The sequence below is a fragment of the Gemmatimonadota bacterium genome (assembly GCA_040388535.1).
Lineage (GTDB): Bacteria > Gemmatimonadota > Gemmatimonadetes > Gemmatimonadales > GWC2-71-9 > Palsa-1233.
On sequence record JAZKBR010000003.1, the window covers coordinates 1 to 22816 of the forward strand.

Here is a 22816-nt window from a genome sequence, read left to right on the forward strand (position 1 = left end):
CCGAATCGCGGACGCGCGGATCCTGATCCGACGACCGCGGCTCCTGCGCCGAGCCACCATCAGGAGGCGACCCGACGCTGCAGCGCATGCCACTTCACCAGCAGGGCCGCGAGCGACGTCGAGGCATCGGCGGCGGCCTTGACCGCGGTCTGCGTCGGCGCCGCGTCTGACCCCTGCAGCACCCCCATCACCGAAGTGAGTTCGCCAACGACACGAGACAGGGTCGGAGGCGCATCGAGACCAGCACCGCCACCGCGGCCGCCACTGGTTCCGGCGAGGGCCGCGAGTTCGCGATCGAGGGCATCGACGGCAGGCATTGCCTTGCGAGGGGCAAGCAGGGCCCGTGCAGCGCGAATCTCATCGAGCGCGCCGCGTGCGGTGGTGATCCCGTCGTACATCTGCAACGAGAGCGTGCTCTGCTGGCGCAAGGCGAGCGCCCGCGTCTTCACGCGCGGATCCATCTTCACCGCCAGCGGTTGCGTCAGCGTCAGGCCACTGGCAGTGAGCCGCACCCGATATTGCCCCGGCGGTGCCCACGGCCCCAGCGGATCAGGCGCGGTATTGTGTGGCACGGCCGACATCGGATACGAGAAGGTGGTCGTCCCCGCAGGTGGGCCGTAGTGCAGGTCCCACACGAAGCGGTGCAACCCGGCACTCGCGCCCAGCAGCAAGGTCGGACGCATCCAGTACGCTGGCGTGTTCCCCTGGTCGGCGATGGTGAGTGCCGTGTCCGTGCTGACGTAGTGCCGCACTACGCGGCCGGTGGCGTCGAGGATATCGAGCGTCACCGGGCCGGTTGCGGGACTCTTGAGCCAGTAGTCGATGATCGCGCCGTCCGGCGGATTCTCGCCGGTCGGCTCATCGGGCGGGAGTGGGGTATCGGTGTTCATGCTCCAGCGCACTCGCCATGCATCGGCCGGGGCAAAGAGATGACCAGTTGATGCCTGCATCGTCGCCGTGGCCTGACGCAACGGCGTCACATCGTCGAGGATCCAGAAACCGCGACCGTGGGTGCCGATCACCAGGTCGTTCTCCTTCACGACGATATCGCGAATGGACGTGATCGGCAGATTGTTCCGCAGCGAGAACCAGTGATCGCCATCATCGAGCGATGCGTACACAGTGCGTTCCGTGGCGGCGTAGAGCAGGCCCTTCCGTTTCGGATCCTCGCGTACCGCGTTGACGGTTTCTCCTGCAGGAATCCCGGTGGTGATCTCTGTCCATGTCGCCCCACCGTCGTGTGTGCGGTAGATATGCGGCGTGAGATCATCGAGCCGAATGGTGTTGACGGCGGCGTAGGCGGTCGCGGCGTCGCGCCGTCCGGCGTCGATAACCGATACCTTGGCCCAGGCCGTGAGTGCTGGCGGAGTCACATCCTTCCAGCTCAGGCCACCGTTGCGCGTCACGTGGATGAGGCCATCATCGGTCCCGGCCCAGAGCGTCCGTGCGTCCAGATACGATGGCGCGAGGGTGTAGACCACACCGCGCTGGGTGACCTTCGCCCCTGGCGTGCTGCGATAGATGCCGACACTCGCTGGCACCTCCCAGCTCTTGCGCGTGAGGTCGGGCGAGATCCGGGCCCAGCTCGAGCCACCGTTGACCGTTTTCCAGACGACGTTCTGCGCGAAATAGAGCGCGTGCGGATCCACCGGTGAGAAGAGAACCGGGGCCGTGCGCACCGCGCGGAAGGCGCCGCCACGGCCGGTAGAGGGACCCACCTGCTGCGTCTGGCCAGTGGTACGGTCGTAGCGGGAAACCTTGCCGCCGAAGACGATGTCGGGATTCAACGGGTCCGGCGCCACGTAGCCGTATTCCTCGACGCCGACCGGGTGCCACTCACGAAAGGTGATCCGGCCATCATTGCCGCGGCTCGCCACGCACGCGGAGCCGCTCTCCTGCTGCCCGCCGCAAACACGATACGGGAAGGCGTTGTCGGTCGAGACGTGATAGAACTGCGCCGTGGGCTGGTTGTACCACGAGCTCCAGCTCTCGCCGCCATTGGGTGTGACCACCGCGCCCTGATCGGACGCAATGATGATGATGTCGGGATTGTTCGGGTTGATCCAGATCCGCTGGTAGTCATCGCCTCCGGGCGCGCCACGGAAGGCAGCAAAGCTCTTGCCGCCGTCCATCGACTTCCACGCGACGATACTCGCCGTAAAGATGATGTCGGGATTGTTCGGGTGCACCTTGATTTCCGCCATATCCGAACCGCGCGAAACCACGCGCTGATCCTCGGTCACTCGGACCCAGCTTTCGCCGGCGTCGTCGGAGCGATAGAGCCCCGGGTTCCGCGTCGCATCGACCGAGGCATACATCCGCTTCGGATTGCTCGGTGCGATGGCGATCCCGATACGACCCAGTCCGTCCGCCGCAAAGGTCGGCAGGCCCCGCGTGAGTGGCCGCCAGGTCGTACCACCATCCGTCGACTTGAACATGCCGCTGTTGGCACCGTTCCAGGCCGCATTCTCCCACGGGCCCTGACGTGCCTCCCAGAGCACGGCAAATACGGTATTCGCGTCAGTCGGATCGAAGGCAAGATCGACCCCGCCGGTGTTCTCGTCCTTCCCGAGCACCTTGCTGAACGATGCGCCGCCATCGAGCGAGCGGTAGATCCCGCGCTCGGCGTTGGGCCCGTAGGGATGGCCGAGCACCGCGACGAAGAGTCGGTCAGGATTGCGCGGGTCGATGATGATCTGGGCGATCTGCTGGCCGTCGCGCAGGCCGAGATGGGTCCAGTGCTTTCCGGCGTCGACCGACTTGTACATCCCGTCGCCCGTCGACAGATCGGGACGCTGCAGCCCCTCACCACTGCCGACATAGATGATGTCCGGATTGGAGGGTGCCACAGCGATGGCACCGATCGATCCAGTGGGTTGATCATCAAAGATCGGCTTCCAGGTAATGCCGTAGTCGGTGCTCTTCCACACCCCGCCGTTGGTGGCGCCGATATAGAAGGTATTGGGCTGCGAAGGGACACCCACCGCCGACTTGGTTCGCCCGCCCCGGAACGGCCCGATCATCCGCCAGCGCAAGGCTGCGAATTGCGATCCGTCGATTTGTGCGACTGCGGTTGAGGCGGCTCCGAGGAACAGGCAGGCGAGCGCGAGCAGCGACCGACGACTGGGCAGCAACATGCGGGAGAGCTCCGTGGATGGGCGACCTAAGGATATAACGCGCCCTGCCCCTTCTCGCCTATCGCATCCCGTCTTCCCGCTTCCCGCTCTCCGCTGTGTCTGGATTCGCCAGCGTTGCTCGTGGGCTCCCTCTCCGCGGCTGCATTACGCCGACGGACATTACGCTGGCGACTCCGTAGACTCCGCTCGCGGCTTCATGAGGCCGCTGCGAGGCAGCCACGACGCAACGCCCGCGAAGCCCCGGTATGGCTTGAATTCGTTATGGGGGTCGGCGCGGGGGCCGCGGGAGGAGTATCAGTAGGGAGCGCGTCCATAGCCGGCGCTCATAGCGCCGGCGAGCGATTCGCAGGAGCGACCGCCGAGCGGGCGGGCGCGCCCGCCGCCGGACGCGACCGAAGCGCGGACGCGCGGATCCTGAGCCGACGACCGCGGCTCCTGCGCCGAGCTCCCGCCAGGATAGTCGCGGCTTCGCCAGCGTTGCGCCGTGGGCTCCCTCTCCGCGGCTGGTACAGCCGCCCGCGATCGCGCTAGCGGCGCCGGCATTCGTGTGCGGCGGCTGTAAAGGCCGCTGCGAGGCACCCACGACGCAACGCCCGCGAATCTCCGCCGTTAGTACGTTCGGGCTCTTCTCCTTCTCCCTTCTCGCTTCTCCCTTCTCTACTCTGACCTCAACGCAACAACGGGCTCAATCCGTGACGCGCGGTGCGCCGGTATCCAGGCGGCCACGACGGCGACGCCGACGAGCAGCACCGCAACAATGGCGAAGGAAAGTGGATCACGACCGCTCACGCCGAGGAGGAGTGACTCAAGCACCCGCGCGAGCGCCCAGGCACCAGCCAGTCCCGCCACCGCTCCGCCACCGACCAGTACGAGTCCTTGCCCGACGACCTGACGGCGGACGAGGTCGCGATCGGCACCGAGCGCCATGCGAAGGCCGATCTCGGCGGTCCGTTGCGAGACCGTGTACGAGAGGACGCCGTAGATCCCGATGGCCGCCAGCAGCAGTGCCGTCATTGCGAACAGGGTGAGTAGCGCCGCGTTGAACGTCGGCTCCGCGACTGCGTCGCCCATCAGGCCGCGCAGCGAGACGATCGGGTCAACCGGGAGCAACGGATCGATCCGCCAGATCCGGCTCCGGATATCAGGGTAGAGCGACGCCGCCGACCGCTCCGATGTCACGACGAGCCACATCTCGTTGAAGGGAAACTGCGCGTGCGGGAAGTACATCGCCGGGTCGGCAGGTCGGCCGATACCGAGGAACGGCTCGTCGGCAACCACGCCGACGATCTCGAAGTGCGTTGGCTGTCCAGGCCACCACGGCGAGCCGCGGTCGATCGCCTGTCCGACTGCGGACTTGCCGGGAAAATGCCGTCGCGCGAACGACTGGTTCACCACCATCACACCCGGCATTCCGATCCTGTCTCGGTCAGTGACGTCGCGTCCTTCCAGCAACTTCAAGCCGATGGCGCCAAAATAGCCCGGCGTCACCGGCCGGATGCGCGCCTCGGGTTCGAGGCCGGCCGCGACGACATCGCCTCCAGTCACGTGATAAGACGAGGTCCATCCTTCCGAGAGCGGATGCTGATAGGCGAATGCGACCGAATGGATGCCGGGAATCGCGGCCACTTCGTCGCGCAACCGGCGATAGAACTCCAGTGTCCTGGTGCCTCCGTCGGGGCCCGCCTGCGCATAACGGGTGGTCGGCAGCTGTATCTGCGTGGTGTACACCGCGTCCGGCTGGATCGAGAGTGGCGCGTGCTGCATCCGGTAGAGGTTCTTCACCAGCAGCGCCGATCCGATCGCGAGCACGGTGGCCAGGGCTACTTCCGCCACGACGAGCGCACTGCGAATTCCGCGCTTCCGGCGCCCTTCGGTGCTGCTCCGGCCACTCGAGCGCAGCGCACCGAACGCGCCATCACGCCGACGCTGGATCGCAGGGAGAATTCCGAACAGCAAACCCGCAGCACAGCTCACGACCGCGAGGAAGAGCAGCACCGGCAGATCGAGCCCGATCTCCGACGCGCGGGGCAACGAAGCAGGCGCCGCGCTGAGCAGGGCGTGCATCCCGAGCCAGGCCACGATCACACCGCTCACGGCGCCCGCCGTCGTCAGCAGGAAACTTTCCGCCGCCCACTGCCGCGCCAGCTGCGTTCGATTCGCGCCGAGGGCCTCGCGAACGGCCATTTCGCGCTCACGCGAGGCGGCGCGTGTGATGAAGAGTGCCGCAAGATTGGTACAGGCAATCAGCAGCAGCAGCACGATCGCGCCGAAGAGCACCAGGATCGACGTCTCGGCCGGACCGACAAGCTGTTCCTGCATCGGGAGCAACCGGGCACTCCGTTTCGAGTTGTTCTCGGGATACTGCTGCTCGAGTTGCCGCGCGACGAGACGCACCTCGCCCTCGGCCTGACCGATCGTCACCCCTTCGCGGAGCTGGCCAACCACCGTCAGGCGATGCGCACCACGGGCGTCTTCCATCGGACCGCGCGCAATCGGTTGCACCAGATCGCCATCGTCGATGGCACGCAGCGCACCGGGAAGGACACCAACGACTTCGGTCGGTACGCCGTCGAGCAGGACACGCTGCCCCACGATGCCGCGATCGCTCTGGAAACGACCACGCCAGAGCTGCTCGCTCAGCAGTGCGACCGCCGGTGCACCCGGCTCGGCATCGGCCATCCGGAAATTCCGGCCGAGCACCGGCACCAGACCGAGAGCGCTGGCAAAATTGGCCGTGGTGTAGCTCACGTTCAGCCGCGCAGGCTCGGCGTCGCGCGTGGTGAGCGTCACCTGCCAACTGCGTCGCGCGGCCAGCTGATCGAACGACCGGGTTCGATCACGCAGGTCGACGTAGTCAGGGTAGGAAGTCCACCGATTGACCTTCTCGACGTCGCCATCGGTCGGCTGCCCTTCCAGTGCGACCAGCCGTTTGACGTGCGGGATCGGCAAAGGCCGCAGCAGGACGCCGTTGACTACGGAGAACACTGCCGTAGTGCCGCCGATACCGAGTGCCAGCGTCAGCACCACTACCGCGACGAAGCCCGGCCGATGACGGAGTGAGCGGGCTGCCTGTCTGAGATCGGTTCCGAGCACGAGAGGTTCTCCGTGGTGATGGCGCATCCAGAGGGCGTCCGTGGTGGCGCCGAGGGTCCGTCGCCACGAGCGCAGGGCAGTGACGGTGGTGGCCTCCTGGCGCAGCGCGCCTTGCTGCGCGGTGGCGAAGAGTTCACCGTGCCACTCGGCGAGCCACTCCTCGCGACAATCGTGCGGCACCAGCCACGACAGCAGGCGCACCAGCGCACTGCCGGGGGGATCGCGAGGAACGCGCGGCGGCGTGCTCATCGTGGATGCGGCACGAGGGAATGCGTCGGCGCGAATTGCGTTGAGGTGTCGGGGTGGATTCTCAGCGCGGCTCGCAGCGCGTCGGCCCCGGCGCCGGTGAGTTCGTAGTTGCGTCGCGGCGGACGGCCTTCGCCTTGCGCCTTGCGAGCATCCTCCCAGCGGGAGCGCACGCAACCGGCCTCTTCAAGTCGTCGGAGAATCGGGTAGACGGTGCCGCTTTCGAGCCCGGTGGCATCGAGAATGTCGAAGCCATGCCGAACGCCGCGTGAGAGCGCGAAGAGCACGAGTGTCGTGGCCGGAGTCAGGCGAGGAGGCATCGGGTTACCCTCCGCAGACGCGGGGTATGGTCGTCGATCGCGGCGGCGCGAGTCGGAAGAAGCGCATCGCATTGTGGTAGAGAATGTCCCGCTTCTGGCTCTCGCTCAGGAACGGTGCCTGTTCGATCGCGTCGATGCCCATCGCGAGAAAGCGCGGGCCGCCATCAGAGCCGAACATGACCCGGTCGGAGAGTCCGGCCTCGACCAGCGTACGGAGCGCGGTGTAGTACGCCGGACGCGCGATCGCATACTGCAATACGGAGATGTCAACGTAGAGGCGTGGGAACATGCACATCAGGTAGAGCATCCGGTCGATGCTGGGCCACGCCGCGTGCATGACGTAGAGACGCAGTTTCGGGTGTCGCACCAGCACGTCTTCGAGCAGGTACGGGTCGCCTGCGGCCCCACGATAATTCGGGGACTTCTTGGCGTAGTAGGGATTGTCACTGGCGGAGATGGCCGGAGGGCCGATGCCGAGATGAATTCCGACGGGCACGTCGAGCTCTTCGGCGAGCGCGAAGTACGGCTCGAGTCGCGGATCGTTCGGCGCGATCCCCAGATACTGCGCGCCAAGTTCGCCGAAGACACGAACCCGACCCTGCGTCACCTGCGAGCGCAGCCAGCCCAGGTCGGGGAGCATGGCGGTGTCCGCTGGAAAACATTGCACCCCGGCGTTCATCATCTTTCCCCCGTCACACGGAAAGGGGAGCGCCGGGATAAGTCGATCGCGCGTCGTGTCGGGCAGAGCGGCGATCTGGTCGAATGCCCCGATGTAGATCGCGTGCTGGACATTGAGGCTGTCCATCGCCGCCATCATCGCCTTGACGTTGGCTGGAGTGAATGTCGCATGGTTATGGACGTCGAAGACGGGGCCCCGCGGAGCAGCCGGGGACCCCTGAGCAACGAGCGGGACGGTAGCAAAGGCGAAGAGGGCGAGGAACCGACGTGTCACGAAGGGAACCTCCGCAGGGCCGAACTCTACCTATGTAGAGTTCCTCCCGCTCCTACGCCCCAGGCGGCCGCCGGTTTCAGCCAATGAAATCGGCGAGCAGCTCGCTATGGCCTCGCACCAGTTGCTGGGCGACCCCGCGACCACAAATGGCTCCTACCACGTTGCCGGTGCCATTGTAGCCGCCCAGTGCCCAGACGCGGGGCCGCACCTCGGCCACAATCGGCAGACCCGATTCGGTATAGGTCACCACCCCGGCCCAGCGATGGGTCACCGGGGCCAGGACCCCGAGCTGGGCTCGAAGGAGTGTCTCCAGGCGATCCTGCAGTTCCGGACTCGGCATGGCCACATCGGTCCATTCGCTCTCGCCGCCGACGTCTCGGAAACCACCGAGGGCGATCGAGTGATCGGCGAGTTGCTGGAAATATTCATAGCCGTAGCGGTAGTACACCGGGCGCGGGAAGGTGACCTCGGGCGCGGGCGCCGTGGCGAGCATCTGCAATCGGGCGCTACGAGCGACACTGGCAAGTTCGGGGAAGATCCGGGTGAGCCCGCCATCGATGGCGACGACGACGTGCGATGCGCGGACCGTGCCCTGGGCGGTCTGGACCGCCCCGGTGGCCACTTCGAGGACGGTCGTCGCTTCGAAGAGGCGTGCGCCAGCGACGCTCGCCCGGGTGGCGAGTTCGCGACAGCGTCGCAGCGGGTTGAAGACCCCGTCACCCGGAAAGAGGAGACCGCGTCCCTCGTGTCCGAGGTAGCGCTCGACGGCCAGGCCGTCGGAGCGCATTCGTTCGAACTGCGTCTCGCAGTCTGCCAGCTCTTCACTTGAGGCAGCGATCCGCAACGACCCGGTGCGACGAATCACCGACGGCGTCTCGGCGCTCATCCGGTCCATTTCGCTCTGGGTGCGGCGATAGAGCCGCACGGCGCGCTCGACGCCCAGTGCTTCACAGGCATCGTGATGAAAGTCGGCAATCCCCGCGAGGAAGAAGCCGCCATTGCGGCCGCCTGCACCGCCCCCCACGGTTCCGGCATCGAGCCCCGCAACGCGGAGGCCGTGCGCCAGCAGTTCGTGAATGCACGCGAGCCCGCTGCCACCGAGCCCGACCACACAGACGTCAACCGCGAGATCACCGCGCAGTGGTGCGAAGCCAAGCCACTGGCCGTCTTCCCACACCGGTGGTGTGGCGAAGTCGGGCGGCGGCCAGCCGGGCGTAGACAATGTTCCGTTCAGACGAAGGGGCGATCGATCGCAGGACTTTGCGGCGTGAAGAATCGCGGCCCGGCTTCGGTGATGTAGAGACAATCCTCCAGGCGTACCCCGAACTCGCCGTACATCACGATGGTCGGCTCATCGCTGAAGCACATTCCCGGCGCGAGAATCGCCGGATTCCCCTTCACGAAGTTGGTCCATTCGTGGCCGTCGAGTCCGATGCCGTGACCAGTGCGATGCGGCAGCCCCGGCACCTTGTACCCAGGTCCGAAGCCGGCATCGGTCAGTACCTTGCGCGCTGCGGCATCGACGGAGCCACAGGTGGCACCGGGTTGTGCCGCCGCAAACGCTGCGTCCTGTGCCTTGCGCTCGAGATTCCAGATCTCGGTCTGGCGCGAGGTCGGCTTGCCGAACACTGTGGTCCGGGTGATATCCGCGACGTATCCCTCAATGGAACAGCCCGCATCGAGGAGCACGATGTCGCCCTCGCGAAGGTGCTGCGGCTGCACCGATCCGTGCGGGAACGCCGACGCCACGCCGAATCCGGCGAGGGCACCCGCGTCGCTGCCGCCGAGCCGGACCAGCGCCGACTCCATCAGTCCGGTGAGATCGTGTTGCGTCATTCCTTCACGCAACGATGCCAGCGTCGCCTTGTGTGCCGCGAGCGTGATGTCGTTGGCACGCTGCAGCAGGGCAATTTCGGCGGCCGACTTGTACATCCGGCAGCCGGCAGTCACCGGATCGGCGCTGGTGAACTGCAGCGTGGGCGCGACCTTGCGCACGCCGTCCATCACGAAGAATCGCAGCCGTTCCTCGACACCGACCCGCCCTGCTCGCACGCCGCGGTCCCGCAGCAACTGGGCGATGACCCGGTAGGGGCTCTCGTCTTCCTGCCAGACCCGAACATCCGCAGGGAAGCGGAGCAGTTCGCGCGCGCGTGCCTCTTCAAACCCGGGGCAGACGAACGCCACTTCACCGTGGGCCGGCAGCACGGCGATGAAGGGGCGCTCCGAGAGTCCCCAGTTCATTCCGGTGAAGTAGTGCATGCTCGAGCCGCCCTCGAGCAGCACCGCACCCAGCCCGTGCTGGATCATCAGGCGTCGCGCCTTGGCCATCCGCTCGCGACGTTCGTCGAGCGAGATCGGCACGACGCCGCTCGTCATCGGCGTGAGCGCCTGGATCGCTGGCGGGAGATTGCACGGGTCGGCAGTGCGCGTTGGGGCGGCCACGAGATCGCGGGGGAGGGCGGTCCCGCCGACCAGCCCGGCGAAGAGACCCGTGAAGCGGCGACGGTCAATCAGCATCGCAATGACCTGTAGGTGGGTGAGGCGCGAAAGATACGCCGACCACGCATCTCCCGGATACAGCACACCCCACCGCGGGGATTCCCGTGGCGGGGTGGGCATGCGAAATCGCGGTGCGAACTACTCGCGCTTCACCGTCACGCTGCCACCGGCAACGAGCAGGGTGTAGTTGTCGGTTCCGACAGCGGTGAACGTCGCGCCAGTCACCGTGGCGCTACCGACGGTCCACGCGCCGAGCGGGAGGTCGACGAACTCGGACATCGTCCCCGGCGCCACAGCATTGATGCTGACCGTGCCCCCACCGGTATTGGTGAGCACCACGCTCACCGGCGAGGAGGAGTCGTTCTGGACCCGAACATTGGCATGATCGGGAACATCGCCGCAGCTCATCAGGAAAGCAGCGCCCAGGAGTGCGGCGAGACGTAGACCGGCGGTACGCATAGCGACCTCTGATTCAGGTGGGTGGGGCCAGGAACAGGTACTAATGAAACGTCCCTCCCCGTTCTTGCCTAGGGAGGGACGTTTCACTTCAGTTCGTCGCCACAGGGGGGCGGGGATCCGGCTGAGCAGAACTACCCCGCCGGGGTTCGGGGTTGCCCTGCCCCGCCTCGTCCTTAATGTTGATGTGCTCCCCCATACTGCTCCTCCGCCCCAACCGTCGGTTATCCGAGCAAGGATTGCCATGCCCGTCATGCAACGCACCGCCCTCGTTTCGTCGCTCCTGACCGCTCTCGCCCTCACCGGCGCTGGCGCCCAGCAGACGGCCGTGACCGCTGCCGATTACGCCCGGGCCGAGAAGTTTCTGGCACCGGCCGTGACCCCGCTCGTCAACGGAACGTCGGTCCGCGGGACCTGGGCTCCAGGTGACCGCTACTGGTATCGCAACGTGACGCCGGCCGGGAGCGAATTCATCCTCGCCGATCCGGTGACGAAGAAGCGCACTCCGCTCTTCGATCACGCCAAGGTGGCGACCGCACTCACGGTGGTCGCGGGTGGCAACTACGACGCGGGCCACCTCCCGTTCACGACGCTCGAATTGGCGGCTGATGGCAAAAGCTTTGTGGTCAACCTCACCGGCAAGCGGTACTCGTGCGATGTGCGTGGCATCAGCTGCGTGACGGTGGCGGGCGTCGCTCCGGTGCCGGCGACCGGCGGACGTGGTGCCGGTCCTCGGGGCGCCGGGGCCGCGCTCGCCGTGCTCTCGCCCGATGGCAAGCGGTCGGCCTTCATTCGCGACTGGAATCTCTGGGTTCGCGATGTGGCCAGCAATCAGGAGACGCAGCTCACCACCGATGGCGTCAAGGACTTCGGCTACGCGACCGACAACGCCGGCTGGGCCAACTCCGATCGCGCCATCCTGCTCTGGTCGCCCGACTCGCGGAAACTTGCGACTTATCAGCAGGATCAGCGCAACGTGGGCGATATGTACCTGGTGACGACCACGGCGGGCCATCCAACATTGCGCGCCTGGAAGTATCCGCTGCCGGGTGACAGCGTGGTCACCATGCTGCAGCGCGTCGTGGTGGATGTCGATGCGAAGCGGGTGATTCGCTTCCAGATGGCTCCCGACCAGCATCGCTCGACCAACGGCGACAACATCAGCATGGGTGATGTGCAGTGGAGCCCGGACGCGAGCCAGGTCGCTTTTGTCTCCGTGACCCGCGACCACAAGACCGCCACCCTGCGCGTGGCCGATGCCGCCAGCGGTACGGTGCGCACGGTGATGAGCGAGTCGGTGCCGAAGTCACATTTCGAATCTGGCATGGGGAAGATCAACTGGCAGATGCTCTGGCCCACCAAGGAAGTGCTCTGGTGGTCGCAGCGCGACAACTGGGGTCAGCTCTATCTCTACGATGCCACCACGGGCGCGCTCAAGAATCAGATCACCACGGGCGAGGGCAACGTCGCCACAGTCGTGAAGCTCGATGAGAAGACGCGCACGATCTGGTTTACCGGCGTCGGCCGGGAAGCCGGTCGTGACCCGTATTTCCGGCATCTCTACCGGATCGGGATGGACGGCAAGGGTTACACGTTGCTGACGCCGGACAACGGCGACCATGATGTCCAGCTTTCGCCCAGCGGCAACATGCTGGTCGACACCTGGTCGCGTCCTGATGCCCCGCAGGTCACTTCGTTCCGGAGTGGTGTGACGGGCAAGGAGATCGTGGCCCTCGAGAAGGCCGACATCTCGCGCCTCGTGGCCACTGGCTGGAAGCCACCGATCCCGATCACGATGAAGGGACGCGATGGCACGACCGACATCTATGGCCTGATGTTCCGGCCGAGCAACTTCGACTCGACGCGCAAGTACCCGATCATCAACCAGATCTACCCGGGGCCGCAGACCGGTAGCGTTGGCGGCCGCGCCTTCACCGCCGCCCGCGGTGATGCGCAGGCCCTCGCCGAACTCGGCTTCATTGTCGTCGAGATCGACGGGATGGGGACGCCGAACCGGTCGAAGAGTTTCCACGAGGCCTACTACGCCAACATGGGCGACAACACGCTTCCCGATCAGATCACCGGGATGAAGCAACTCGCCGCGAAGTATCCCTGGATCGATCTGACGCGCGTGGGGATCTGGGGTCACTCGGGCGGTGGCTTTGCGACGGCCGACGCGATGTTCCGCTATCCGGATTTCTTCAAGGTCGGCATCGCCGAGTCGGGCAACCACGACAACCGCGTCTACGAGGACGACTGGGGCGAGCGCTATCAAGGGCTGCTGGTGAAGAATGCCGATGGTTCCAGCAACTACGACGACCAGGCCAACCAGAGCCTCGCGAAGAACCTCAAGGGGCACCTGCTGCTCGCGCACGGCACGATGGACAACAACGTGCCGCCGTACAACACGCTGCTGGTGGCCGATGCGCTCATCAGGGCCAACAAGGACTTCGATCTCCTGCTGCTGCCGAACCAGCCGCACGGCTATGGATCGATGTCGACCTACATGATGCGCCGTCGCTGGGACTACTTCGTGCGCTGGCTGCAGGGCGTGGAGCCGCCGAAGGAATTCCAGTTTGCGCCGCCCACTCCCGCGCCGGGCGGGCCCGGGGGGAACTAGTCTGGTGGCGCCGCGCTCGCGTGGCGCGGATATTCGATAAGCATGAAGCCCCGAGTCTCGCGACTCGGGGCTTCGTCTTCGGGCGCGGCGCAAGGCACCGCGCCAGCGGGTGTCAGGGCAGATCGCGATGCGGGCGGGCTAGGGCGTCTTCCCGATGTCGCGGAGCCGACCCTTGGCCTCCTGACCACCATTCGCGTCGCGCTTCACCGCTTCACGGAACGCCGCTTCCGCAGCGGTGGTATCTCCCCGCAACAGCTCGACATTCCCGCGCGTAAGTGCTGCGGCCGATGACGTGGGGAAGAACTCCTCATTGAGCTTGATAAGCGAAAATGCCTCGGCGAACTTGCTCGACCGACCCACTCGGAGTGCCGCGCTGTTGAGCGAGAACTCGGTGAAGTCGAAGGTATCCTTGCCGTAGTAGCGCTCACGCAGGGCACGGTAGGCCCGCATGGCGGAGTCGGCCGAGACGTTCGCCGCGTCGGCGACGATCGTCGCGAGTGGCACCGGTCGGTTGGTGCCGCGGTGGCAGGTATTGCAGGTGACCTGCAGTCCGGTGGTCATTCGCCCGGGAAGGGTGTCAAGCCGACGGTTGATCTCGGCCACCATCCGCATCATCTGGCGCGCCACCAGCTTGGTGCGCTTCTGGTCGCTCGCAAAATCGAACTTGTCGAGCGGCATCCCCTCCTCGCCCACGTGGCAGAACTGACAGCGGACGCCGAGCGCGCCCGTGAAGTTGCGCATCTGCCCGATCGCCTGCATCACCGGCGTGCCGTGAGGAATGACCTGCGTGTTCACCAGCGAATCCGGCGGGAACTTGCCGGCCTGCGCTCCGAGCGCCATCGGGGCCAGCACGGCGAGGAGGAGGGTGAGCAGACGTCGCATCAGGCGGGCTCCAGGGCGGAAGGTGTGGGAATCATAGCGTCAGATTGTAGCATCCCGACGCGGGGTGGGGCCCAGGCGTTCCACTCTCCTGACCGGTTACTGACCTGGCTTTGCCCCGACTCCACGGGAGGGCCAGTTACCACACTTCGTGAAAAAACCTTTAACTTGTTGGGTACCTGACTGCGCCTGCCCCCTACAGTTGCGAGAAAGGTCCCAATGGAGTCCCCCATCCGCCCCCCCGATGAGGCCGAACGCCTCAGGGCCCTGCAGCGCTACGCCGTCCTCGATACCCTGCCTGAGCAGGCACTCGATGACATCACCACCCTTGCGTCGCAGATCTGCAACACCCCAACCTCCCTGATCTCTTTCGTCGATCGCGACCGCCAGTGGTTCAAGTCGCGGGTCGGGATGACCCTGACCGAGACGCCGCGGGATGTGTCGTTCTGCGGCCATGCGATCCTTTCCCCCGAGCTCTTCATCGTCCGGGACACGACCGCCGACCCGCGGTTCGCCGACAATCCCCTCGTCACGGGGGACCCGCACATCCGCTTCTACGCCGGCGCCCCACTGATCACCCCCGAAGGGCAGGCCGTCGGCTCGCTCTGTGTCACCGATCGGGTGCCACGGGAACTGACGCCGGCACAGCAGGAGGCGTTACAGGCCCTGAGCCGTCAGGTGATCGCCCAGCTCGAACTCCGGCTGCGGGCCCACGAGCTCGAGGAAAGTGAAGGGCGCCTGTTGCACGTCTTTCAGAGCTGCCCCGTTGCTATCTCGATTCACCGCTGGGGCGACCGCCAATTCGTCGACGTCAACAGCGCGTTCGTGAGGATGCTCGGGTGGCACAGGGAGGAACTCCTCGGACGCACCACCACCGAGGTCGGCATCATCGATGAGGCGGGATCGGCCGTGCTCCGGGCGCAACTCGCCGCAACAGGGATGGTTCGCGACACCATGCTCGAAGTGCACTCGCGCGACGGGACCACGCGGACCGTGCTGGTGGGGATCGAACTGGTGGAGCTGCGGCGCGAACAGCATGCGCTCACGACCTTTGTCGACATGACCGACCGACGCACGGCCGAGGTCGCGATGCGCGAAAGCGAGGCGCGCTATCGAGCGCTCTTCGAGTATGCGCCAGATGGGATCCTCATCGCCGATGCCCAGAGCACCTACCTCGATGCCAATGAAAGCATCTGCCGGATGCTCGGCTACACGCGCGAGGAACTGATCGGCAAGAATGCCACCGACATCGTGACGCCAGTGGAGACCAGACATATCGAGTCGGCACTCGATGCCATTGCCTCCACGACCACCTATCACCGGGAGTGGCAGTTCCGTCGCAGCGATGGGAGTACCTTCCCGGCCGAAGTGATGGCCACGCTGATGCCGGACGGACGGATCCTCGCAATGATCCGCGATCTCACCGACCGGAAGCAGCTGGAACAGCAGTTCCTGCGCGCCCAGCGGCTCGAGAGCATCGGCACCCTCGCCGGAGGCATTGCGCACGATCTCAACAACGTGCTCGCACCGATTCTCCTCTCGATCGAACTCCTGCGGGACGAGGTCGCCAGCGCTGATGCAGCAGCCCTGCTGGATACCCTGCAGGGGAGTGCCGAACGCGGCTCGAATCTGGTCAAACAGGTGCTCTCGTTCGCACGCGGCGTCGAAGGCCAGCGGATCCCCGTGAATCCGACGCACCTGATGCGGGACCTGCTCACCGTGATGCGGGACACGTTCCCCAAGACCATCGACCTCCGCTTCCACCCACCCCGCGATCTCTGGACCGTGATCGGCGATCCGACCCAGCTCCACCAGGTCTTTCTCAACCTCTGCGTCAACGCCCGGGACGCGATGCCGGGGGGCGGCGCACTGACGGTGACGATGGACAATGTGACCCTGGACGAGACCTATGCCGGGATGAATCTCGATGCCCTCCCGGGAGATTATGTCGTGATCCGGGTCGAGGACACCGGCGTCGGGATCCCGCCAGAGATTCGCGATCGCATCCTCGAACCCTTCTTCACCACCAAGGAAGTCGGCAAGGGGACCGGCCTCGGCCTCTCCACCGCCCTCGCCATCGTGAAGAGCCACGGCGGATTCATTCATCTCTACAGTGAGGTCAACAAGGGCACCAAGTTCAAGGTCTACCTCCCGGCCGACCCGTCCGGAGCCTCGGTGGAACGCGCGGTCGCCGAACGTCCCTCGCTACCGCGCGGCTCGGGCGAGCTGATCCTCGTGGTGGACGATGAAGAGGCAATCCGGCGCATTGCCCGGCGATCGCTGGAACAGTTTGGCTACCGGGTCGTGCTCGCTTCACACGGTGCGGAAGCGGTGGCGATCTATGCGCAGCAGATGGGACAGATCGCCGCCGTGATCACCGACATGGCGATGCCGATCATGGACGGCCCCGCGCTGATCATGGCGCTGACGTCGATGAATCCCGAGGTGAAGATCATCGGGAGCAGCGGCCTGCCCTCCAATGACGGCGTCGCGCGGGCACTCGGCGCGGGGGTCGCCTATTTCGTTCCCAAGCCCTACACGGCCGAAATTCTCCTCCGGGTCCTGCAGCGAGTGCTCGTGGGAGAGCGCGACTCCTCCTAGCGCACCGCAGCCACGAGGCCAGCGAGCGACTCACGGAGCAGCGGCGCCAGCACCGGATCCGCCGCCATCGCCTCCGCGCTCAGCCGCCGGCCCGAGAGCGGCAAGGCGAGCGACGCCTCGGAAATCACCCGGGTCGACATCGTGGTGAGAATTTCCCGCAGTGATTCCTGGGCATGCGTCGATCTCGGCGAGAGGTTCAGCAGGCCGATCGGTTTCCCCGGCAAGTGCAGATCACTGACGAGCCAGTCGAGCCCGTTCTTGAGCGAACCAGGGACGCCGTGCGCGTATTCCGGCGAACAGATCATCACGGCATCGGCCGCCATGACCGCGGCGCGCAGGAGTGCGACTGATGACGGCGGCGTCATCCCTTCGGCGTCGAGGTCGGGATTGAAGTGAAGGAGCTCGCCCAGCCCACGATAGTGGCTGATTCGCACCGCTGGCGGTGCCAGCAGTTCCACTGCATCGAGCGCGTTGCGATTCGACGAAGCCGCTCGCAGGCTCCCCGAAATCGTCAAGACCGAAATCACACCGGAAGTCACCTGGCGGCTTTCGCCTTGAGCGCGCGCCGCAACAGGAATAGCTGCCCGACGTGATAGGCGTCGTGTTGTGCCAGGCCCACGAGCATTCCAGCGACAGTGGTACCGGTGCCGAGCGGTGGCGAGGGTACCGTGCCGACGATCCGGGCGAGCCGAGCGCTGCTGAGCTCGGCAGCCGCCGCCACAAGCTCGGCGTGCGCCGCGGCGAGGTCAGCCTTCGCCTGGGTCCAGGCACGGGCACTCACGGTGCCGACCTTGGGCCAGTCACCGTCGGCAGGCGCGCCTGGCGCCGCGCCCTCGAGCCGCTGCGCCACCTCACGCGTCCACGAGGTCATGTGGAGCACCAGCTCCCAGATCGATGGCGCGCCGTTGATCGGGTGCTTGGCGGCATCGCTGAACGAAATCCCCTTGAGCGCCTGCTCGCGTGATGAGCCATACCATGGCTCACCCTGCTGCGTGCGTTCAAGTTGCGTGAGCAGTGCCGCGGTCACGGCGTCTTTGGGCATCAGTTGGGCTCCCCTTGATGTGATGACCTGCGAGAGATCATCGAATGTCGCGAAAGTGTCCGAAGCCGGAACCAACCAGGGCACCGATCCCAGCGAAGAAGAGCCCGGTAACCAGCCCTCCGGCGATGGCACCACGAGTCGGTCCGCCGCACGGGGAGTCACACAGTCCGGTCAACAGATAGCCCAGATAGCCGCCACCCACGGCACCAATGGTTCCTCCGATGATGGCCCCTCGACGAGCGTAGCTCCCGACCTGACGTTCGAGCCGCGACAGGGAAACAACCTCGATACTCAGCGCTCTGGTGGTGTCCGAGACCGCGCCGCACGGCAGCGCCGGATAGCGGCAATAACGAAGCACCGCCTGCCCCGGCAGAAGACCCGACAGCAGCCGGCCGCGAAATCGTGGCGAGCCCGCCACCGTCATCCGCACCAGACTGCCACTGTCGACCCGCTCCCGCATGGTGACCTGCGCCGTTGCCGGAGAGGCGGCGCTGGCAGCGAGCAGCAGGAGGAGCAGGGCCCCGCGATGCCAGCAACTGGTCATGGTCCCCTCGAATGAATGCGCAGCCTTCTGCTGATGCCCGACGGTCAACGTCGAGCTTCGCCGCGGAGTTCCTTCACCCGGAAATAAACAGGGGGCCGCGTCGGCCCCCTTCTCCCTTCTCCCTTCTCCCTTCTCCCTTCTCCCTTCTCCCTTTCTCACATCGCCAGCAACGCCCTCGCAATCACCATCCGCTGGATTTCGCTGGTGCCCTCGCCGATGGTGCAGAGCATCACGTCGCGATAGAACTTTTCCGCGGGGTACTCCTTGATGAAGCCGTAGCCGCCGAAGATCTGCACGCTCTTCTGGGTGCAGCGGACCGCAACCTCAGAGGCGTAAAGCTTCGCCATTGACGACCAGAGCGTCGTCTTCTCGCCGGCATCCTTCATCGCGGCAGCGCGGTAGCAGAGCAGGCGTGCTGCTTCGATTTCGGTCGCCATGTCGGAGAGCATGAACTGGATCGCCTGGAAACCGGAGATCGGCTGTCCGAAGGCGCTCCGCTCCTTGGAGTACTTCCGCGCGGCCTCGTACGCGCCGCGCGCAATCCCCACCGCGAGCGCTCCGATCGAAATGCGGCCGCCATCGAGCACCTTCATCGCATCGATGAAGCCATAGCCCACCTTGCCAAGCACATTCGCGGCTGGCACCCGGCAATTCTCGAGCACCAGCTCGGCCGTATCGGAGGTCCGCATCCCGAGCTTGTTCTCTTTCTTGCCGGCGCGGATTCCGGGCGTGCTCATATCGATCACGAACGCGGTGATGCCGTGTTTCTTGTCGTGCTTGTCACTCACCGCGAGCACCACAGCCACCTGGGCGTAGGTCGTGTTGGTGATGAAGTTCTTGGTGCCGTTGAGGACCCAGTGGTCGCCGTCCTGCACCGCGCTGCAACGCAGACCGGCGGCATCGCTCCCTGAGGCCGGCTCGGTCAGCGCCCAGCAGCCGATCCACTCGCCGCTTGCAAGCTTGGGCAGATACTTCTGCCGCTGCTCTTCGTTGCCGCCGAGGTAGATGTGACCCGAGGCCAGCGAGTTATGCGCGGCCACCGCCAGGGCAACACCCGATTCGACCGCGCCGAGTTCCTCGATGATGTTGACGTAGTCGACGTAGCTGAGACCCGATCCGCCATAGGCTTCCGGCAGGATGGCGCCGAGCATGCCCAGCTCACCGAGCTGCTTGATGGTATCGAGTGGGAAGTGCTGCGCTTCATCCCACTCCATCACGTGCGGCTGGATCTCGCGCTGAGCGAAGTCGCGCACCATCTGCTTGACCTGTTCCTGTTCCTCGGTCAGACGAAAATCCATGACGTAACCACTCCTGGGGGAAACCGTTCATTGGGTCGCGGGAAGCGGGAGTTTCGTGGATCCCCGGCCCGTGCGCCGGGGAGAAGATCGCCGACTCCCCCGGCTGGAGCCACCCCCCATCACCGAATTCTTGTTCTGTTGCGAACCGGAACGTCTTTGACTCAGGCCGGTCGCATCCCGCGGTAGACCACCACTGGGGTGCCGTCGAGCAGCATCTCGCGCTCGAACTGCATCCCGACCTTCTTCATCACACCCTGGGAGCCGTAGTTCTTGGGGTCGGTGAGGGCCACGAGCGACGGAGCTTCGAGCAAGCCGAATCCCAGATCGAGGCAGGCCTGCGCCACTTCGGTACCGAGTCCCTGCCCCCAGTACTGCTTGAAGAAGAGGTAGCCGATTTCGATCTCGGGAACGCCCTCGAGGTCGAGGTTGCGAAGGCAGCCGAGGCCCGCGACCGTGTCGCTGTCCCGTTCGCGCAGCAGGTAGACGCCGTGACCGTGGCGCTCCCAGTGGGCGAGGTTGCGAACCATGTAGGCCGCCGTCTTCGCTTCGTCACGCGGACCGCCCAGCAACGCCATCACATCGGGGTCGCTCTGGATGCGGCGAATGTCGGGCTCGTGCTCGGCGAGAAGTCGCTCGCCGCGGAGCCGGGCCGTGGTGAAGTGGTCGAGGGTCATCAGATCACGCCTATCGTTTGACATAGTCATCAATCAATCGCTGCAGTAGCGCCTGTCCGTGCCGGATCTCGCGCGACCCGCCGTTGCCACTCTGGGCGATGATCCGCTTGCCAACGTTGTCCCACGCCACGGCGCCGGAGTCCGTGACCACACCGAAGCCATCGGTGAAGGTGAACCAGCTCCACTGCGCTGCGCCCGCTGCGAGCAGGTCCCGGCTCCAGCCGAAGCGCGATCCGTCGAGTCCGAGCTGGGCCAGCAGCGTGGCCGGGAGATCCGCCTGCCCGCCGACCTGATGGATGACCGTGTCTCGCACCGCGAGGGCACCACCGAGCCAGAGCATCGGGATGGCAAAGGTCTCCCATTTCCGCGACGGTTGCAGGGAATCGAGCATAGGAAGGCGATGCCCGTGATCGGCGAGGATGACGATCAGCGTACTGTCCCACCACGGCATCGTGCGCGCCTGACGGACGAAATCCCCGATGCTTTGATCGGTATAGCGATGCGCGTTGAGGAACCGACTCGTCTCATCGCTTCCCGGGATCACCGTTTTCATCGGGACCACGAATGGCTCGTGACTGCTGAGCGTGAACAAGGTCACGAAGAATGGTCGTGGCATCTGCACCAGGTCGGCTTGCAGCCGACCCAGCACCACGTGATCGTCGGCACCCCAGCTCGAGTGCCGATCTCCCGGGCGGAACGCCTCTGCCGTGACGAGGGAATCGAACTCGGCCTGGAGCAGGAACGACTTGAAGTTGGTGAACTCGGGGTCGCCGCCGTAGTAGAAGGTCGCCCGATAGCCCGCGTGCTTGAGTTCGCGCGACAACGCCGGCAGCGAAGCGCTCTTCCGGGGGTGCTGGATGATTTCGGTGGTGGGCTGCGCTGGATAGCCGCCGAGGATCGCGGTGAGCCCCTCAGGACTGCGGTCGCCACTCGCGTAGAAGTGATCGAAGAGCACGCCGTCCCGGATCAGTGAATCGACGTTCGGCGTCACGCCGGCGACGCCACCGAGCCGCTCGACGACCTTGGCCGAAAAGCTCTCCCACAGGATGACGATGACGTTCGGGCGAGCCACGCGGAGCAGCGACCGTGTCGGCCCGCCGCGCTGCAGCAATGAATCGACCGTGGCCGCGGCCTCCTCAGCTGGCAGGACCCGGTAGGCATTGGTCGTGTCGTAGGTCCGCCAGAAGACCGCGTCGAAAAAATTCCACGATGCGTTGATGGCGGCCTGATTCGCAAAGGCATCACGGGAGAAATAGACCGTGCTCTGCGTCATCGGCATCTTCTGGAACCCGCCGCGCGCCGGGTAGTAGAGAAACCAGCAGAGTCCGCCGAGCAGGGCGAAGGCCGGAATCGCGACCGGCCACCAGACTCGCTGCCACCCCCGCAACTCCGCGCGGAAGAAGTGCCGGAAGCCCAGGCGCGCCACGATCAGCAGCACCACGAGCAGCGGCAGCAGCAACCAGATCGGCGACGCGCCGGCCGACGCAAACATTTCCTTCGGCGTATTGAGATAGCGCAGGATCGAGGCATCGATCCGGTAGCCCCACGCCCGGAACAGTTCGAGATCGAGCACCGAGATGAACGTGAGCAGCGTCACCATCAGCGCGGTGAACCAGCGCACCAGCCACGCGCCAGTGCGCGGCAGGAAGAGCGAGAGTGCCGTGAACGCGAACACCACCACCGCGGGATAGGCGGTCGCGGCCATGTCCATCCGGGCACCGTGGAAGAAGGTGCCCCAGGCGATTGCGACACCAGCGTGGCGCGCCGCCGCGAAATGATAGAGGAGAAACGCGGCGCGCAGGATGGCGAAATAGAGCATCCACGCCGCGAAGTACGCGAAACAGAAGCCGATGCGTCGCACGCCGGCACGCAGCGCGCTGGCGAACGCCCGCGAGTCAGTCAGGTGCGGCCCCAGTGCGAGGCGTGATCGAGAAAATCCTGGCCACACTCGCTCGCGATGGCGGCCTCTTCCTCAAAGCTGAGTTGCCCCTCGACGAGCCTGGCGCCCACGCGTTCAAAGTACGCTTCGAGCCCCGGCGGCACGATGACCAGCGCGCGGCCACCCGCCGCACCAACCACGTAGCGATGCGGCACGCCGGCTGGAACGGTCACAGCGTCACCCGGGCCTGCCACGATGGTCTCGTCACCGCGAGTGAAGGTGTACTCCCCCGCGAGGACGTAGAAGCTCTCCGGTCCGCGGGGATGGATATGCAGGGCGGGGCCGACCAGCGGGGGATGCTCCATTTCGATCAGGGCATAGACACCACCGGTTTCGGCCGTCGTCAGGCGAATGGTCATCCGGGTACCGCGGAAGAGCAACGTCGATGTCATAGGCCCACCAAGCTAGGCACCCTCCTGACCGCCGTCCATCATCCGGCGTCCGGATCGGCTACCTTCCCTGCCGGACAGCACAGCTGGTGCGCACCCGGAGGGCCGGGCGCCGTCCGCTCACTGA

Annotated in this window: 17 protein-coding genes; 2 read left to right on the forward strand and 15 right to left on the reverse strand. The window is 65.7% G+C overall.

What is annotated here, in order from left to right; genetic code table 11:
- Positions 1 to 59 precede the first annotated feature (59 nt).
- The 7 genes from V4558_09495 to V4558_09525 form a co-directional block, all read right to left on the reverse strand.
- A complete protein-coding gene (locus V4558_09495; GenBank protein ID MES2305732.1) occupies positions 60 to 3137 on the reverse strand; it encodes a glycoside hydrolase in 3078 nt (1025 codons plus the stop codon).
- A gap of 657 nt (positions 3138 to 3794) precedes the next feature.
- On the reverse strand, positions 3795 to 6479 hold the full coding sequence (locus V4558_09500) for an ABC transporter permease (protein ID MES2305733.1): 2685 nt from the start codon (positions 6477 to 6479) through the stop codon (positions 3795 to 3797).
- On the reverse strand, positions 6476 to 6796 hold the full coding sequence (locus V4558_09505) for a PadR family transcriptional regulator (protein MES2305734.1): 321 nt from the start codon (positions 6794 to 6796) through the stop codon (positions 6476 to 6478). Before V4558_09505 ends, V4558_09500 begins: the two co-directional genes overlap by 4 nt.
- A gap of 4 nt (positions 6797 to 6800) precedes the next feature.
- The gene (locus V4558_09510; protein ID MES2305735.1) at positions 6801 to 7748 is read right to left on the reverse strand and encodes an amidohydrolase family protein; all 948 of its coding nucleotides are present in this window, start codon (positions 7746 to 7748) and stop codon (positions 6801 to 6803) included.
- A gap of 76 nt (positions 7749 to 7824) precedes the next feature.
- On the reverse strand, positions 7825 to 8970 hold the full coding sequence (locus V4558_09515; GenBank protein MES2305736.1) for an FAD-dependent oxidoreductase: 1146 nt from the start codon (positions 8968 to 8970) through the stop codon (positions 7825 to 7827).
- 8 nt (positions 8971 to 8978) lie between these two features.
- The gene (locus V4558_09520) at positions 8979 to 10265 is read right to left on the reverse strand and encodes a Xaa-Pro peptidase family protein (protein ID MES2305737.1); all 1287 of its coding nucleotides are present in this window, start codon (positions 10263 to 10265) and stop codon (positions 8979 to 8981) included.
- Between the two features lie 120 nt (positions 10266 to 10385).
- Positions 10386 to 10706, reverse strand: a complete 321-nt coding sequence (locus V4558_09525; protein ID MES2305738.1) for a hypothetical protein — start codon at positions 10704 to 10706, stop codon at positions 10386 to 10388.
- A gap of 250 nt (positions 10707 to 10956) precedes the next feature.
- Between V4558_09525 and V4558_09530 the strand changes: the two genes are divergently transcribed.
- The gene (locus V4558_09530) at positions 10957 to 13323 is read left to right on the forward strand and encodes a DPP IV N-terminal domain-containing protein (GenBank protein ID MES2305739.1); all 2367 of its coding nucleotides are present in this window, start codon (positions 10957 to 10959) and stop codon (positions 13321 to 13323) included.
- 138 nt (positions 13324 to 13461) lie between these two features.
- On the opposite strand, the gene V4558_09535 is transcribed toward V4558_09530, so the two are convergent.
- Complete coding sequence (locus tag V4558_09535) at positions 13462 to 14205, reverse strand: c-type cytochrome (GenBank protein MES2305740.1); 744 nt, start codon at positions 14203 to 14205, stop codon at positions 13462 to 13464.
- A gap of 216 nt (positions 14206 to 14421) precedes the next feature.
- On the opposite strand from V4558_09535, the gene V4558_09540 reads away from it, so the two are divergent.
- A complete protein-coding gene (locus V4558_09540) occupies positions 14422 to 16803 on the forward strand; it encodes a PAS domain S-box protein (protein ID MES2305741.1) in 2382 nt (793 codons plus the stop codon).
- On the opposite strand, the gene V4558_09545 is transcribed toward V4558_09540, so the two are convergent.
- The 7 genes from V4558_09545 to V4558_09575 all read right to left on the reverse strand — a co-directional run bounded on the left by V4558_09545 (position 16800) and on the right by V4558_09575 (position 22692).
- Positions 16800 to 17330, reverse strand: coding sequence for an NADPH-dependent FMN reductase (locus tag V4558_09545; protein MES2305742.1), 531 nt, complete (start codon positions 17328 to 17330; stop codon positions 16800 to 16802). The two genes, V4558_09540 and V4558_09545, sit on opposite strands and share 4 nt — an antisense overlap.
- Positions 17331 to 17338: 8 nt before the next feature.
- A complete protein-coding gene (locus V4558_09550; protein ID MES2305743.1) occupies positions 17339 to 17845 on the reverse strand; it encodes a DinB family protein in 507 nt (168 codons plus the stop codon).
- 37 nt (positions 17846 to 17882) lie between these two features.
- Positions 17883 to 18389 (reverse strand): hypothetical protein, encoded by a 507-nt coding sequence (locus V4558_09555; GenBank protein MES2305744.1) that lies wholly within the window; start codon positions 18387 to 18389, stop codon positions 17883 to 17885.
- Positions 18390 to 18544: 155 nt separating this feature from the next.
- Positions 18545 to 19687, reverse strand: a complete 1143-nt coding sequence (locus V4558_09560; GenBank protein MES2305745.1) for an acyl-CoA dehydrogenase family protein — start codon at positions 19685 to 19687, stop codon at positions 18545 to 18547.
- 161 nt (positions 19688 to 19848) lie between these two features.
- Entirely contained in the window at positions 19849 to 20361 is a 513-nt protein-coding gene (locus V4558_09565) for a GNAT family N-acetyltransferase (protein MES2305746.1), read from the reverse strand.
- Between the two features lie 10 nt (positions 20362 to 20371).
- A complete protein-coding gene (locus V4558_09570) occupies positions 20372 to 22309 on the reverse strand; it encodes a sulfatase-like hydrolase/transferase (protein ID MES2305747.1) in 1938 nt (645 codons plus the stop codon).
- Positions 22261 to 22692 carry a cupin domain-containing protein gene (locus V4558_09575; protein MES2305748.1) on the reverse strand — a complete coding sequence of 144 codons (432 nt, stop codon included), beginning with the start codon at positions 22690 to 22692 and terminating at the stop codon, positions 22261 to 22263. Before V4558_09575 ends, V4558_09570 begins: the two co-directional genes overlap by 49 nt.
- Positions 22693 to 22816 lie beyond the last annotated feature (124 nt).

Bases quoted from the DNA above. Each gene is read 5' to 3' on its own strand.
- V4558_09505 (MES2305734.1), bottom strand. From the start codon at position 6,796: ATGCCTCCTCGCCTGACTCCGGCCACGACACTCGTGCTCTTCGCGCTC.
- V4558_09555 (MES2305744.1), bottom strand. From the start codon at position 18,389: ATGACCAGTTGCTGGCATCGCGGGGCCCTGCTCCTCCTGCTGCTCGCT.
- V4558_09500 (MES2305733.1), bottom strand. From the start codon at position 6,479: ATGAGCACGCCGCCGCGCGTTCCTCGCGATCCCCCCGGCAGTGCGCTG.
- V4558_09525 (MES2305738.1), bottom strand. From the start codon at position 10,706: ATGCGTACCGCCGGTCTACGTCTCGCCGCACTCCTGGGCGCTGCTTTC.
- V4558_09530 (MES2305739.1), top strand. From the start codon at position 10,957: ATGCAACGCACCGCCCTCGTTTCGTCGCTCCTGACCGCTCTCGCCCTC.
- V4558_09575 (MES2305748.1), bottom strand. From the start codon at position 22,692: ATGACATCGACGTTGCTCTTCCGCGGTACCCGGATGACCATTCGCCTG.
- V4558_09560 (MES2305745.1), bottom strand. From the start codon at position 19,687: ATGGATTTTCGTCTGACCGAGGAACAGGAACAGGTCAAGCAGATGGTG.
- V4558_09540 (MES2305741.1), top strand. From the start codon at position 14,422: ATGGAGTCCCCCATCCGCCCCCCCGATGAGGCCGAACGCCTCAGGGCC.
- V4558_09550 (MES2305743.1), bottom strand. From the start codon at position 17,845: ATGCCCAAAGACGCCGTGACCGCGGCACTGCTCACGCAACTTGAACGC.
- V4558_09495 (MES2305732.1), bottom strand. From the start codon at position 3,137: ATGTTGCTGCCCAGTCGTCGGTCGCTGCTCGCGCTCGCCTGCCTGTTC.
- V4558_09535 (MES2305740.1), bottom strand. From the start codon at position 14,205: ATGCGACGTCTGCTCACCCTCCTCCTCGCCGTGCTGGCCCCGATGGCG.
- V4558_09565 (MES2305746.1), bottom strand. From the start codon at position 20,361: ATGACCCTCGACCACTTCACCACGGCCCGGCTCCGCGGCGAGCGACTT.
- V4558_09520 (MES2305737.1), bottom strand. From the start codon at position 10,265: ATGCTGATTGACCGTCGCCGCTTCACGGGTCTCTTCGCCGGGCTGGTC.